The organism is Candidatus Aminicenantes bacterium, from assembly GCA_026393795.1.
Taxonomy (GTDB): domain Bacteria; phylum Acidobacteriota; class Aminicenantia; order UBA2199; family UBA2199; genus UBA2199.
Genome location: JAPKZL010000072.1, coordinates 1 through 14,912 on the forward strand (window position 1 = coordinate 1; position 14,912 = coordinate 14,912).

General features: G+C 58.0%; 14 protein-coding genes. 12 read left to right on the top strand and 2 right to left on the bottom strand.

Annotated features, from left to right (window positions below; all coding sequences use genetic code 11):
- The 5 genes from NTW95_03415 to NTW95_03435 all read left to right on the top strand — a co-directional run.
- A partial coding sequence (locus NTW95_03415) for an asparagine synthase C-terminal domain-containing protein (protein MCX6556470.1) occupies window positions 1-1,285 on the top strand: 1,285 nt, incomplete at its 5' end.
- A 569-nt stretch (window positions 1,286-1,854) separates the two neighbouring features.
- Window positions 1,855-2,742: a hypothetical protein gene (locus NTW95_03420; GenBank protein ID MCX6556471.1), complete on the top strand. Its 888-nt coding sequence runs from the start codon at window positions 1,855-1,857 to the stop codon at window positions 2,740-2,742.
- 58 nt (window positions 2,743-2,800) lie between these two features.
- Window positions 2,801-3,094 (top strand): PqqD family protein, encoded by a 294-nt coding sequence (locus NTW95_03425; GenBank protein MCX6556472.1) that lies wholly within the window; start codon window positions 2,801-2,803, stop codon window positions 3,092-3,094.
- A 31-nt stretch (window positions 3,095-3,125) separates the two neighbouring features.
- The gene (locus tag NTW95_03430) at window positions 3,126-3,542 is read left to right on the top strand and encodes a lasso peptide biosynthesis B2 protein (protein MCX6556473.1); all 417 of its coding nucleotides are present in this window, start codon (window positions 3,126-3,128) and stop codon (window positions 3,540-3,542) included.
- Window positions 3,543-3,669: 127 nt separating this feature from the next.
- Window positions 3,670-4,833: a nucleotidyltransferase family protein gene (locus tag NTW95_03435; protein ID MCX6556474.1), complete on the top strand. Its 1,164-nt coding sequence runs from the start codon at window positions 3,670-3,672 to the stop codon at window positions 4,831-4,833.
- A gap of 52 nt (window positions 4,834-4,885) precedes the next feature.
- On the opposite strand, the gene dinB is transcribed toward NTW95_03435, so the two are convergent.
- Window positions 4,886-5,995, bottom strand: coding sequence for a DNA polymerase IV (gene dinB / locus NTW95_03440; protein MCX6556475.1), 1,110 nt, complete (start codon window positions 5,993-5,995; stop codon window positions 4,886-4,888).
- Between the two features lie 146 nt (window positions 5,996-6,141).
- Between dinB and NTW95_03445 the strand changes: the two genes are divergently transcribed.
- The 3 genes from NTW95_03445 (at window position 6,142) to NTW95_03455 (ending at window position 10,156) form a co-directional block, all read left to right on the top strand.
- Window positions 6,142-7,035 (top strand): DMT family transporter, encoded by an 894-nt coding sequence (locus NTW95_03445; protein ID MCX6556476.1) that lies wholly within the window; start codon window positions 6,142-6,144, stop codon window positions 7,033-7,035.
- Window positions 7,036-7,449: 414 nt separating this feature from the next.
- Entirely contained in the window at window positions 7,450-8,163 is a 714-nt protein-coding gene (locus tag NTW95_03450; protein ID MCX6556477.1) for a protein-L-isoaspartate(D-aspartate) O-methyltransferase, read from the top strand.
- Window positions 8,153-10,156 carry an ATP-dependent helicase gene (locus tag NTW95_03455; protein ID MCX6556478.1) on the top strand — a complete coding sequence of 668 codons (2,004 nt, stop codon included), beginning with the start codon at window positions 8,153-8,155 and terminating at the stop codon, window positions 10,154-10,156. The genes NTW95_03450 and NTW95_03455 overlap by 11 nt, the downstream gene beginning before the upstream one ends.
- Window positions 10,157-10,221: 65 nt before the next feature.
- Here the strand turns inward: NTW95_03455 and NTW95_03460 are convergent, their stop codons facing one another.
- On the bottom strand, window positions 10,222-10,842 hold the full coding sequence (locus NTW95_03460; protein MCX6556479.1) for a hemolysin III family protein: 621 nt from the start codon (window positions 10,840-10,842) through the stop codon (window positions 10,222-10,224).
- Window positions 10,843-11,084: 242 nt separating this feature from the next.
- Here NTW95_03460 and NTW95_03465 point away from each other — a divergent pair, with 242 nt between their 5' ends.
- The 4 genes from NTW95_03465 to NTW95_03480 all read left to right on the top strand — a co-directional run.
- Entirely contained in the window at window positions 11,085-12,320 is a 1,236-nt protein-coding gene (locus NTW95_03465) for a hypothetical protein (protein ID MCX6556480.1), read from the top strand.
- Between the two features lie 183 nt (window positions 12,321-12,503).
- The gene (locus NTW95_03470; GenBank protein ID MCX6556481.1) at window positions 12,504-13,502 is read left to right on the top strand and encodes an asparaginase; all 999 of its coding nucleotides are present in this window, start codon (window positions 12,504-12,506) and stop codon (window positions 13,500-13,502) included.
- A 69-nt stretch (window positions 13,503-13,571) separates the two neighbouring features.
- Entirely contained in the window at window positions 13,572-14,117 is a 546-nt protein-coding gene (locus tag NTW95_03475) for a cyclic nucleotide-binding domain-containing protein (protein ID MCX6556482.1), read from the top strand.
- On the top strand, window positions 14,114-14,912 hold a 799-nt coding region (locus NTW95_03480; GenBank protein MCX6556483.1), incomplete at its 3' end, for an AI-2E family transporter. The genes NTW95_03475 and NTW95_03480, both read left to right, overlap by 4 nt.

Here is a 14,912-nt window from a genome sequence, read left to right on the forward strand (position 1 = left end):
GGACGTGCGCCAATACTGGTTTCTGGAACATACGCCCGAACTGAGCTTGAAGCGCCGCGAAGATTATGTGGACGCCTTTCGCGAGGTATTTGACGAAGCGGTGCGGGCCCGGCTTAGGACTTTCACCGCAAAGAACGTGGCGGGGGCCGGCGGGGTTGCCGTCACACTCAGCGGCGGACTTGACTCCGGAGCCGTCACCGCGACCGCCGCCCGTCTTCTACGCACAGATGGCCAGCGCCTTGCCGCCTTTACGTCTGTGCCGTTGCCGGATACTGGTAACTATGTGGGCTCACACTTAGGCGATGAACTTCCTTTTGCGCAAGCGACCGCCCAGTTTGCCGGTAACGTGGATTTGCACACCATTACCGCCGCATCCATCACGCCCATCCAAGCCATCCGACGCATGTTGGAGATTCTCCATGAGCCGGCTCACGCCGCCGGAAATTTTTTCTGGATTTTCGAACTGGAAGAGACCGTGCAAGCGCTGGGTTTCCGCACCCTGCTTACCGGGCAGGTGGGCAACGCCGGCATCTCCTGGACCGGGGATGTATTTTCGCAGTCCCTTGCTTTTCAACTGCGCTATCTCGGCTGGCTCACGTGGGCGAAAGTAATGGCCAAACGCCATGCTCCCATTGTTTTGTTGAATTCCTACCGCCGCGCACGCAGATCAAGGGGCGGGTGGTGCAAGTTGTCCGCGATCCAACCCGATTTCGCGCTACGCTTGAATGTGCTGGAGCGCCGTTGGAACGACGCGGACGAACAAACTCCGCGCGCGCCTCACGCGCAGCGCATTCAATTTCTTCAGCCGGGGCGTTCGTTCGTTGGCGCATTGCACGCGCAGATGGGTGCGGCCCAGGGTCTGGAAATACGCGACCCCACCGCCGACGCGCGCGTGTTGGCCTTTACGTTCTCGGTTCCGGATCCGGTTTTCATGGACCCGGAAACCGGGCTGGACCGCTGGCTGATTCGCGCCGCGATGAAAGATCGCCTGCCCGACGCGGTACGCCTCAATCGCAAGCACGGACTTCAAGCCGGTGACCTGGTGCCGCGTTTGCGCGCCAGCGCGAGTGAAGTCGAAATGGCACTCACCGAGCTGGCGCGGGGCTCCGCTGTTGAATATGTTGATGTGCCCTATATGCGCAGAGTGTGGCAGATGATCCAAAAGCAAGACACACCTGATGCTTTCCATAAATCGGTAACCATCTTGACGCGTGGCATTATGGCGGGGTTGTTTGTGAATCAATTGGCAACGGGCAAGCCAACAGCCGCCAAACAGCTTAAATGAATGAAAGGAGGCACTTGACAAACACACTTACAGGATGTAAAAACAGTATTGCAAGCCAGAAGGAGAATAATAAATGGACAGAAAAGTGCAAGTTCAATCCACCGCTGTAACTGCTGACCTGCCGGAAACTGACGCGGAGTCCAACGCACAGAGCGCTCCCAAACCCACTTGGCACACCCCCGTTATCACCCGCATCGACATCAAACAGACTATGTATACCACAGGGTCTAACTCAGATTTTTTTGGTGGATCCCAACCTGGCTAGCAGAGAAAAAGGCGAATCACTATCGCATGTATGGCGACGAAATTTCAACTGGCTTTTAAGCCAACGTGGCTCAGGTTGCCTGAGCACTTGAAGGCACAAGGTCGATCGATAACAACCAAAAATAGGATAGCACATAGACAACTATTTGAAAGTTCAACCCATCGACGTGATCGCCAACGTATTGGAAGCTGTTGCGGCGCGCGCCGCACAGAGCGTTCCCAAGCCCGCGTAACCGCTGGAGCATAGAGGAATTGGCGGAGAAAATAAACCTTTATCGCTATCCAAACCTTGTGAATCACTGACCATGCTCTACACCTACATCGTTTACGATCTTATCGTGCGCTTGCCCTTTCCCTGCCCTCCCCTCACCCATGCGCCAGAGGGCGCAACAGCGGATGTGAATGTCGTCGACGGTACGGTGCCCCGTACGCTGGCTGCGCCGCTCGCCGAAGGACCCATGTGGCAGGCTGAGCCAGGACGTTTTTTATTTCGCGGCGGCAAGCACGCCGGGGATTTCCTCGCTGAAGGCGGCAACTGCGTCACGCTGGAACGCCATCCTGAAGCCGAGGAAGAGCTGCTCTGTTTCTATTTTTTTGACATCGTGCTGGCCGCAATTTTACGCCAGCGCGGCTTGCTCGTCTTGCATGCAAACGCCGCCGTCACGCCCAATGGCGCGGTTGCGATCTCCGGTGAATCAGGCGCGGGCAAATCCACGACGCTCGCTGCACTGCTTCAACACAATTGCGCCATGCTTTCCGATGACATCACCACGCTGCGCTTGGAAAACGATGGGCATGTCCAGGTTTTGCCGGGCATGCCGTTGATTCATCTGAGCGAAGATGCCGCCGCTGGATTGGGGCATGACATTGCCGGCTTGCCGCGTCATCGGTGGCGGCGCCTGAAAGCAGCGATTCCGACTCAAACCGTGATGGCCATGCAGCCCGCACGATTGCACGCGCTTTATCTGCTCCAGAAAAACACGGACAACGATCTGCGTGTTCAGGCGTTGACAGGTGCTGCGAAATTCGCTGCCGTGCAAACGTGCGTGTATGGCCCTTTACTTCCCCAGGAACATCCCGGTCAATTTCCGCTTTTTTCTGCCATCGCCGAGCAAGTCACCGTTTCCTGCATCAAACGACCTGACGCGCGCTGGACGGTGCGGGATGTCATAAACGTGATCCTGAATGGCTAAACTATTCAGGCTCGCCCCTTTCCCAAGAAGAAAAATCTTCTAAACAGAGGTGTAAGCCATGCCCATTGAATTGACCTCACTGATCATACGAACGGAGAACTTGGTCAGCAGCACGATCGATACGGATCTCGTGATACTCAACCTGCCATGCGACCATTATATCGCATTCGATGCGATTGGCCGGCGCATTTGGGAATTGATCGAATCGCCGCGCCGCGTGGAGGAATTGTGCCAGCAATTGCACGGGGAATTTAACGGCGCTGCAGAACAGATCACCACGGATGTCGTGTATTTCCTTAATGAGTTGGAAAATGAAAAAATGCTTAGAATCGTGGATGCACAATCTGAGTAAACTGCGTGCTTTAAATTCGCAAGAACGCGCCATGCTGATCGGCGCGTTCATCTGGTTGGGAATGATGCGCTTGGCCCTTTGGCGATTGCCATTTCATCGCATCGTTTCTCGATTGGGATTGACACAAGGCAAGACCTTTGCGCTTCCGCAAAAGATGGATGTTTTAGAGGCCGGGCGCATTGGTTGGGCATTAAAAACAATGGCGCCGCGGACACCATGGAAGAGCACGTGCCTCATTCAAGCCTTGGCAGGAATGGTCATGCTGCGCCGGCGTAAAATTGCCGGAGTTCTCTATCTCGGTGTCGCTAAAAACGAATCGCCACTGGAACCTCTCGCTGCCCACGCCTGGTTGTGCAGCGGCAATCTATTTTTGACTGGCGAGAGCGGTTGCGAACAGTACAAGATGGTTTTCACCTTTGTAAATCAAAATGAGCCAAATTTGCATTAAGAAATCCGCATGTCCAGGCACAAGAAATGCGCCTGCTGCAGGAATTCAAATATCGTCTGACCTTCAGACCGGACCAGGTTCAGTGCGTCAGATATGCCGGGATAACAAGTGACGCCGTGTGTTGACAATGGATAAAACAGAATCAATTTGGTCAATTACCGAATGGCTTCTTTCAGCCCTGAGCGGTCACAAGCTGCCGACGGTTCCGCAGACGTCCGATCCTTGGTCTGAAATACTCACTTCCGCAACCCGACACGGTCTGGCGCCGATTCTGTGGGATGGACTTCATGATCACCCCGACCAAGCCAGTTTGCCTGCGGAGTTCATGAACCGTTTGCGTATTCTATACATCGCCAATGCTGGGCGCAACCTCAATCTGACCAACGAACTGGAGCTCATCGTACAGAAATTGAATGTAGCCGGCATTCAACCAACACTGCTCAAAGGGATTGTCCTGACACATTCCATCTACTCCAAGCCGGCGCAACGCACCATGGGAGATATCGACCTTTGGGTGCCGAAAGCGCAGCTTCCCCAAGCACGGCTGGCGTTGGCCGACTTGGATTACAAGACAAAGGACAAGGTCGGCCGTCCCCCAGCGCTGCAAGAAGAGTTCAACGGAGAAATACAGTTTTTTGGGAGACGACCGGGCATCGGGCTAGTGGAGTTGCATTGGAACATCTTTCCTGGTGAATGGCTGCGCCATACAACACGTATCGATGAGTCCATTATCTGGTCGCGTACGATTCCATGCCCAGGCATTAACGCCAAAAAACTGTCCCCAGAGGACATGGTCTTGCATGTCTGCGTACACGCCGCGGTCAACCATCAGATGAGCAAAAATTGCCTGCGGTCGCTGCTGGACGTTGAGATGATGCGCCGCCAACGTATTGTCAATTGGGACCTGGTCGCAGAGCGGGCGCACGCATGGCGCGTCCGCAACGCGTTATGGATGGTGCTCGTTTTTGTGCAAGAGTGGTTTGGGAGCGAACCGGAGCTGCCGCTGAAAGCACTGTCCCCTTCATTTATCGTACAGCGCATATTGCGCCGCTTTGTTTCATTAGCTTCCATGGCCGATGGCCATTTCCTAACCAATGGCCCCATGCGATTTCTTTACCTGCTGGTATTGGTAGATCACCCAACCGACGCCTTGCGGCTGGCATGGCATGCGGTCTTTCCGGAGCGCCGCTGGCTGATAGCGCGTTATCAATTGGCAAATGCCTCAACGTTGCGCATCAGCCTGCAACGGCTATGGCATCCGCTCCAATCGATTTTTAGAAAGAACCTTTAATGCCGAAGTAGGGAAGATAGCCATTCCAGAAGCTCAGGTTGCCGCGGCCCATTTAAATATTTTTTTCTTGGACCGTCTTGAACAAGGGCGGCGGCCCATTTTCGCTTTCGGCGGCCGGCGCTTTAAAACCGGACAGGGCGATGCCGGCCAAACGCACCGGGCGACGGCCGGCCTCGGTGCGTTCCAGCAGCTCGCGCGCCGCCTGAAAAACGTCCGCGACCGAAGCCAGGAAATGGTCGAAGGTGCGGCGCCGGGTGACGATCTGGAAATCGGCATACTTGATCTTCAAGGTCACGGTGCGCCCCTGCTTGCCCTCCTCGTGCAGTTCGCTGAAAACCCGCCGCGCGCACTGGCGCAGGAATTCCAGCAATGGCTCCTTTTCCAGGATATCGCGGGCAAAAGTCTCCTCGGCGCCGTACGACAGGCGCTCGCGCCAGGGAGTCACCGGCCGCTCATCGATGCCGCGGGCGATATCGTAAAGATAGAGGCCGAATTTCCCGAATTCCTTCTCCAAAAATTTCAGCGGTTTTGTTTCCATTTCGGCGACGGTGCGAATGCCCAGACGTTGCAACCGGGCGTCGGTGACCGGACCGATGCCGGGGACCTTGATCACCGGCAGGGGGCGGATGAAGTCCAGCACCCGTTCCGGCCTGACCACGCACAAGCCGTCGGGCTTGCGGGCGTCGGAGGCGATTTTGGCCACGAACATGTTGGCCGCCACGCCGGCCGAAGCGGTCAAACCGGTCGCACCAAGGATCCGCGCCTTGATCTCCCTGGCCAGGCGGGTGGCGCTGGGCTCGTTTTTCTTGTTGCGGGTCACGTCCAGATAGGCTTCGTCCAGGGACATGGTTTCGACCAGGTCGGTGTACTCGAACAGGATGTGCCGGATCTGTTCGGATACCTGCTGGTATTTCCTGAAATCGGGGGGGACGAACACGCAATGGGGGCAGCGGCGCCGGGCTTCGGCGCAGGCCATGCCCGAATGGATGCCGAACCGGCGCGCCTCGTAGTTGGCCGTGGTCGCCACCGAGCGGCTGTCGGGACGGCCGCCGACCACCAGCGGCTTGCCGCGCAGCTCGGGCCGGTCGCGCATTTCCACGGCGGCATAGAACATGTCCATGTCGATGTGGATGATTTTGCGCAACGGCGGAGCGGGAAGCATGGGACGAAACTAACACAGCGCCGCCTCCCTTGTCAATGCGCCAACGGGGTTCGAAAATCGCGTTGCCAAAAGCGTTTTTTTTCGCTACAATACGGATTCAAGCTGGAATTTCGGCCCGCAAGCGCCTACCGTTTTGGAGGGAAAAAATGCCGCTGGACCTGCTGGGAAAAATCATGGCCATATTGTGCGCCATCGTCTGGGCCGGTGCGGTCATCCTGTTCAAGCTGGCCGGGGACAAGGTCAGGCCGCTGGTGCTGAATCTCTACAAAACCGCCCTGACCGTCGGTATCCTGTTCCCGCTGCTGCCGCTGCTGGGAATCCCGCTAGTTCCGGCGGCCATCTCGACCAGGCACTGGCTGGCGGTCATGGCCAGCGGCATTCTGGGCATCGCGGTTTCCGACACCCTGTTCTTCGCCTGCCTGAACCGCTTGGGGGCCGGCATGACCGCCATCGTCGACGCCCTCTACGCCCCGTTCGTCATGACGGCGAGCTGGCTGGTTTTGCTCCAGAAACCGCGCCTGGAGCAAATCGGCGGCGCCATGCTGGTGATCGCCGCCGTGCTGGTGGTGGCCTACAGGAAAAGCGGCGCCCCGCTGCCGACGCGTCGGGTCGTGACCGGGATATTTTTCGGCGCCTCGGCCATGGCCATCATGGCGGTGAGCATCGTGCTCATGCAGCCGGTATTGAGCCGGGTGTCGGTTTTCTGGGTGACCGAGCTGCGCATGCTCTCCGCCCTGGCCGTGCTGCTGGTCATGTTCGCCTTGCAGAAAAACCGCCGCCAGCAGCTGGCGCCGCTGTGGCAGAAAGGGAGCCGCCATTACGCATTCTGGGGGGCGTTGCTCGGCAACCTGGTCTCGATGACCCTCTGGGTGGGAGCGTTCAAGTTCACGGCGGTCAACTCGGCCGCGGTGCTCAACCAGACCAACACCGTTTTCGTCGTCATCCTGGCCAGCGTTTTCCTGCATGAAACCTTCACCCGCCGCCGTTTGCTGGCAACCGCCCTGGCCGTGGCCGGGTCGCTGCTGGTTCTGCTGGGATAAATTCCAAATCACAAATCTCAAATTCCAATGTTCAAAACCAAGAAGTAGATGGGTGGAAGGGTTGAAGGGTAGATGGGTTAGGAAAGCTGCGAACGGTCCCATCAAACTCACCCCCGGACCCCCTCTCTTGCGAATAGAGGGGGCCTTTTATATACCTATTCCAGCCCCTTCTCTTCCCAAAGAGAAGGGGGTTGGGGATGAGTTGATTGGTCACCGTCATTGCGATTACCCCATTTACTCATCAACACATCAACGATTGCATATTTACTTCGTTTTGGTCATTTAGTTATTGGTGCTTATTTTGGATTTGGTGCTTGGGGTTTGGAATTTTCTTTCTTCTTTTTGCTCAAACCGTCTACCGTAAACCGTACACCGATTCTTTACTTACCCCCGTCACTCTGCTAAAATCGATTCATGAGACATGCCCCATTCGCCTGCCTGCTCCTGCTGCTACCCATGCTCCTGCAAACGGTCAGCGAAACCGAATACACCGCTGCGCGTACGAAGATGGTCAAGGAGCAGATTTTGGAAAGGGGGATCACCGACCCGCTCATCCTCAACGTCTTCCGCAGGGTCAAGCGCCACTTGTTCGTCAGCCCCGCCTTCCGCCCGGCCGAGGCCTACGGCGACTATCCCCTGCCTATCGCCGAAAACCAGACCATCTCGCAGCCGTATATCGTGGCCTTGATGACCTACGCCATCGCTCCAGCGAAGAATAAAAAAGTCCTCGAGATCGGCACCGGTTCCGGCTACCAGGCGGCGGTGCTGGCCGAACTGGTCCAAGAGGTTTTCACCATCGAGATCAACGACAAGCTGGCCGGGCAATCCGGCAAGCTGCTCCACGACCTGAATTACCGCAATATCCATTGCCGGACCGGCAACGGTTACCTGGGCTGGCCCGAAGCCGCGCCTTTCGACGGGATCATCGTCACCTGCGCTCCCGACGACATCCCGCCGGCGCTGATCGAACAGCTGGCCGTCAACGGCCGCATGGTCATCCCCATCAGCTATTCGACCAACGTCCAGGACCTGCTGCTGGTGGAAAAGCTGGCCAACGGCAAGCTGAAGAAGACCGACCTGATCCCGGTGCTGTTCGTTCCCATGATCCATCCTGGCAATGCCCGCTGATAGCCTGTCCGGCCTCAACCCCGAGCAGCAGGCGGCCGTTCTCCATTTCGATTCGCCCCTGCTCATCGTCGCCGGCGCCGGCTCCGGGAAAACCAGGGTCATCACCCACAAGATCGCCCACCTGATCCTGGAAAAAGGGCTGCCGCCCCAGCATATCCTGGCCGTGACCTTCACCAACAAGGCGGCCAATGAGATGAAAATCCGCAGCGAAGCCCTGACCGGCATCGAGGCCCGCCTGTTCAACATATCCACGTTCCACTCCCTCGGCCTGCGCATCCTGCGCGAGTCGGGGGGCGTCCTGGGCTTCGATTCCCAGTGGCAGGTGATGGACGACGACGAGCAGCAACGGCTGATCGACCGCCTGCTGAAGGAACATTTCCCCAACCTGGGGCGGGACAGCGACGACATCCGCCGAAAAATCAGCCTCGCCAAGATGAACCTCAACTACCCGAACAACGGCGAATTTCTGCGCCAGAAGGGCTTTGCGGAAGACGAGATCAGCCTCTTTGCCCACTACCACGCCGCCCAGCAGGCCAACAAGCTCTGGGACTACGAGGACCTGATTTCGTTCGCCGTCATCCTGCTGCGCGATCACGGCGCGGTCAGGGGAAAATACCAGCAGAAATTCCGCTACGTGCTGGTCGACGAATTCCAGGACACCAACCCCAACCAGTACGAACTGATCAAGCTGCTCTGCGGCGACCGGCGCAGCATCACCGTCGTCGGCGACGACGACCAGGCCATTTATTCCTGGCGCGGCGCCAGCGTCCGCTTCCTCCTCGACTACGAGCAGGATTTCCCCGGCACGCGCATCATCAAGCTGGAGCAGAACTACCGCTCCACCCCCCAGATCCTGGGCTTCGCCAACCAGCTGATCAGCCAGAACGCGCTGCGCAAGGCGAAGCGGATGTGGTCGGACAGCGACAACGGTCCGCCGGTGTTCGTCCTGCGCAGCCGCTCCAAGGAGGAGGAGGCCGAGGAGATCGCCCGGCTGATCATCCGCCTAAAGGGAAGCAATCCCGAGCTGTTCCCGCTGGCCATTCTCTATCGCATCAATTCCCAATCGCTGGCCCTGGAAACCGAGTTTCTCAAGCAGAATATCCCCTTCCGCATCCTCAAGGGACTGCGCTTCTTTGAACGCAAGGAGATCCGCGACAGCCTGGCCCTGCTGCGCCTGGCCTTGAATCCAGCCGACGACATGGCCTTCCTGCGCTTGGTCGATTTTCTGCCGCTGGGTATCGGCAGCAAGACCCTGGAGAGCCTGAAGGTGTCGGCCAAGGCAAAGTCATTGCCCCTGTTCGCGGCGCTGGAACAGTGCCTGCCGGAAAAATTCAACGCCCGGCCGCTTTTTTCCCGGCTGCGCCGGACGCAGCTCGAAAAAGACCGGCAAACGGTTTCAGCGCTCTACGCCAGCCTGCTGGACGGCTCGGGATACCGCGAGATGCTCCGCGAGAAAGATGAAGAGGAGAGGCTGTTCAACATCAAGGAGCTCGAGGAGTTCATCCAGAAATGGGAGGCGGAAAACCCGGCCGCCGCTTTCAGCGACCTGCTCGACCGCATGAGCCTCGATGCCAGGGAAACGCGCCGCCCGGAGAAAACCCAGGTCTTTCTCCTGACCATGCACAACGCCAAGGGGCTCGAATTCCCCGCCGTGGTGGTCAGTGGCATCAACTCGGCCTACATGCCTTTCTTCCTGCGCAAAGGCAGCCAGCTGCTGGTCATTTCCACCGCTTCCGACCGCCCGTCGTTTTTTCTGCAGCAGATGGCCGCCTCCACCTACCTGCCCGTCTACTCATTCCGGGAAATCATCGACGCTATCTTCCCGGTCGCGCCGGCCATTGTCGGCCAGGGCGAGGGAAAATTCATCGTTCATCCCCTTTTCGGGCGCGGGCGCATCGTCGACAAGATTTCCGCCAGCCGTTACCTGATCCATTTCGGCGACAAGGGCGAAAAGGTGATCGACACCTCGGTGGTCCAGGTCGAGTTCGTTTGAAATGATCCGCCCGGATTCATTTTCCCCCGGGCGACTGTTTTCCCCGCTTTCTTGATTTCCTGGCGCTAGGGCAGCACGTAGAAGAGGATGGCGAAATAATGGCAGGCGCCGCCGGCCAGGACGAAGAGGTGCCAGGCGGCATGGTGCATGGGGAGTTTCTTCCAGAGATAAAAAAATGCACCCACCGTGTAGCACAAGCCGCCGGCCAGCAGCCAGAGCAGCCCCGGCCGCGGCACCCGGGCCAGCAGCGGCTTGCCGGCCACGACCACCAGCCAGCCCATCAGTAGATAGATCAGCGTCTGCAGCACCCGAAAGCGGCCGATGAAAAAGACCTGGAAAACGATCCCGGCCAGAGCCAGCCCCCAGATGACGCCGAACAGGCTCCAGCCCCAGCCGCCGCGTAAGGTCACCAAGACAAACGGGGTGTAGGTCCCGGCGATGAGAAGAAAAATGGCGGCATGGTCGATGATGCGGAAAATGTGCTTGTGGCGCGGGTTGCGCAAGCTGTGGTAGAGGGTGGAACCGGCGAACATCAGCACCAACGTGGCGCCGTAAATGCAGCAGCTGACGATATGCCAGGCGTCGCCGCGCAGGCTGGCCAGGATCACCAATACGACAAGCCCAGCCAGGCTGAGCAGGGCGCCCAGGCCGTGGGTCAGGGCGTTGATGGTTTCTTCCTTGGGCATTCGACCTCTATCGCGGCACACAGGCTTTTCCCCGTGAATGGCTATCTTATATCACATGGGGAATCCGGGTTCAACCGCCCCGCCGCTATTCGGAGCTCAGCTGTTCCGCTCAGTAATGCTTTCCGTTTTTAGGAACATTGGGAACGCAGCTGTTGCCCAATGTTTTCTCGCTGATTCGCTACAACGCGTAGATATTTTTACGCTGACGATTTACAATGAACCTGATTAAGGGGGTGGAATTCATGCAGAAAAGCGTCTTCCTGTCATCAATTTGCTGCTTCATCGCCGCTGTCCTGGCGGCCAATGACCGCCCGGACATCGAAAAACTGCTGCAGCTGGGACGAGTGGACGAAGCACTCGCCCTCTGCTCGCAGCGGCAGGGATATGCGGCGGCCTGGAGTTGGCCGCTGCTCGGCAACTATTTTTTTTTGGCCGCCGATCCCGAGAGGGCGCTGGAATGTTACCAGAAGGGCGTCCCCTGCCGAAACCAGGCCCTGGCCTGGTGCATGGCGGCCGATCGCTGCCGGGAGCGGGGTGACACCGCCGGGGCCCGTGAACGCTATGGCCGGGCCGCCGAGGTTTACGAAACGCTCCTCCGGGACAACCGCTGCCTCTGGAACCGGGAGTGGAACTGGGAACGGCTGGAGGCGCGCAGGCATTGGGCCGAGTTGGGGGGACAGTCGGTGCAGCCGGAAAACAGCGAGAAGCTCGGGCAGCTCCTGGATAGGGCCGAAGCCTATTGTGAGCGGCTGCAGACGTCGCTGCTGAGCTACTTCTGCGAAGAAGAAGTGACGGAAACGACCGATTTTTCCCTGAAAATAGCCGAAGCGCTGCAACTGTTTGATACCAGGGCGGGGGCCTATATGCACGCGGAAGACCACAAAATGCGCAGAATTTTTCTCTATGACTACCAGTTGGTCAGCAAAGAAGGTGCTGTAAGCGAAAAGCGTCGACTGCTGCTGAAAAACGGCCAAGTCGCCGCTCTGGAAAACAGCAAGCTGCAGGTCGCGCACTATCGCCTGGATAAGATGATCTACGCCCCCATCGACCTCTTCGGCTCTGGCCAGCGACAGGTTTACGAGTACCGCCTCCTTGAGGAGAAGCGGGACGAATCGGGGCCGCTGATTTTAGTCGAGGCGGTACCCATCGTTTTCCCGACGGCCAATATGCCTTTCGGTCGCGCCTGGCTGCGCGAAAACGGGCGGGTGGAGCGGATCGAGCTGAACATGAAGTCGATCCTCGGCTATGAGACGATTCTTGCCGCTGCGCACAGAGCCAAGCTCGAGCCGGCCATCGCCATCGTCTCCGTCTTCGGCAAGGAATTCAAGGGCATCGGTTTTCCCACCGCCATCTGCCTGCGCGACGCCTATCTGGACGAGGCGGGCCGGGAGCTGCTGGTTTCCCAAGTCGATATCGCCTACCGCAACTACCGCTTTTTCGTCGTCGAGATGCGCGTGAAACAGTTGTCGGTGAAATAACCATCGTCCAGCCTGAATGTTTTCGGCGGCAAAAGGTGAGCCGCTATTTGTCGGATAATCCGGCGGCTCGGCTCCCGATAACGCCGGTACAGGAATTGCTTTTTTTGCCCAACCCTTTGGAGTTTCTTCCGCCCTTGACTTTGCGGCCGACCATGTCTATAACCATGCATATAACGGAAGAACATGAAAAAAAAGATCCTCCTTATCCATACCGGCGGCACCATCGGCATGACCCGCGACGATCAAAGCGGCGTTTTACGCCCCGACAAGTTTTACGCCGGCCTGCTCAAGGTCATCCCGGAAATTTCAACCATCGCCGACATTCAAGTCGAAATTCCGTTTGTCCTGGACAGCGCCGAACTGAATTTCCAGCACTGGCAGAAACTGGCGGCGATCGTCAAGGATCATCTGCCGGGAACCGACGGCGTGGTCATCACCCACGGCACCGACACGCTGGCCTACACGGCGTCGGCCTTGTCCTTCATGCTGCAGAACATCCCCATCCCGGTCATTCTGACCGGCGCCCAGAGGCCCCTGGAAGAATTGCGCAGTGACGCGCGCAACAACCTGATCAACGCCGTCGAACTGGCCACGGCCGAGATCCCCGAGGTGGCCGTTTTTTTCGATTACAAGCTGATGCGCGGCAACCGCACCAGCAAGAATCACGTGAATTTCTTCGACGCCTTCGTGTCGCGCAATTACCCGCTGCTGGCTGAAGTCGGCGTCACCATCGAGATCTACCGGGCCAACCTGCTGCGCCGTACGGGTTCGTTCCGGCTGCGCGAGCGTTTCGACGATTCGCTGGCCGTGCTCAAACTCTTTCCGGGGTGCAACAGCGATTACTTCCAGCCGGGACCGGCCATCCGCGCCGTGCTGCTCATCGCTTTCGGGGCCGGCACCATCCCCTTGCAGTCGGGAAATCTGCCGCAGCGCATCGAGCAATGGCTCGCGGCCGGCAAGGTGGTTGTCCTGGCCAGCGAGGCCCGCGGCGGCAGGATCGAGCCGCGTTTTTACGAATCGGGGCAGCGGTTGCTGGCCATGGGGGTGATCTCCGCCGGCGACATGACCTTCGAAGCGGCGGTGACCAAATTGATGTTCCTGCTCGGCCAGCACAAGCGCAGCGACGCGCTGCGCAGCGACTTCCAAAAATCCCTAGCCGGCGAGCTGACGGTATTGCAATAATCCCCGTTTTATATTATAGTCTTAAAATCCGCATGCTCGACGATTCGGAATTTGAACGAGAGGCGTAAGATGAAGAATATCGATGCCATTTGGGGAAACATCTTCAAGCGTAAAAGCGATCAGAGCCTGGACGTCCGCCAATTTTTAAAGAACATCCCCCTCTTCGCTCAGCTGCGCAAGCGCGAACTTAGAGAAATCGAACACCTGATTCACCGCCGCCAGTACAAAAAAGACGAGGTCATCTTCTGGCAGAACGAGCCGGGCGTCGGCATGTACATCGTGCAAAGCGGCGACGTGGGGATATTCGGGGAGTACAACACACCGGAGCAGCGATCATTTGCCCGGCTGACCCAGGGAGACTTTTTCGGCGAGATGGCCCTGTTGGAGGACGACAACCGCTCGGCCACCGCCGTCGCCCTTGCCGAATCCCAACTGATCGGCATCTTCCACCCCGACCTGTTCGACCTGTTCGAGCGCAAACCGGAACTGGGCATCAAGGTGCTGTCCAAGCTGGCCAACATGCTGGCCCAGCGCCTGCGCAAGACCAATCTCGAACTGCAGCAGCTGACCGGCGGTCGCCGGCCGCAGAAAAAAGACAAGCAGGTCTCCCGATGAACCCGCTTCCGGAAAACAAGAGCATCGTGATCAACCTGAACCGCGCCTTTATCCTTTTTTTGCTTAAGGCATCCATTTTCATCCTGGTGGCGCTGGTCGCGGCCTGGATCCTGCCGTACAGCGGCATGGTGCTTACCCCCTTGATCCTGGCCGCCCTGCTTTCGATCCTGCTCAACCCGCTGGTGGTCATGCTCGAAGGGCGAGGCTTGAACCGCACCGGAGCCGTGGCGCTGGTTATGGGCATCATCATGCTGCTGGTGATCTGGTTGATGATTTTTCTGGCGCCGGCGGTCGCGCACGAATTCAAGACCATCAGCCAGGCCATCAAAAACGAGACCCCGGCCACCTTGATGGTCAAACTGAAAACCCTGCTGAACAAGCACCTGCCGCTGCTGAAAAACCCGGAAATCAACGTTCAGGTCATGACCAAAATAGAAAAATCCATCTACGCCATGCTCAACCGCAGCGTCCAGCTGATCCCGACCATCCTGCCCCTGGCCATCTCCCTGTTCATGATCCCGTTCATGACCTTCTTTCTGCTCAAGGACGGCCGGCGGCTGAAGAAATCTTTAATTGAGTCCATGCCCAACCGCTATTTTGAAATGACGATCAGCCTGCTTCATAAAATCGAGGGGCAGCTGGGCAGCTACATCCGCGGTCAAATGCTGGTCTCGCTGTGCATCGGCATCCTGGCGATCACGGCCCTGGCCATCCTCGGCGTGCCTTATTTCCTGATCATCGGCGCCATGGCCGGATTGGCCAACATGATCCCCTATTTCGGACCGATCGTCGGCG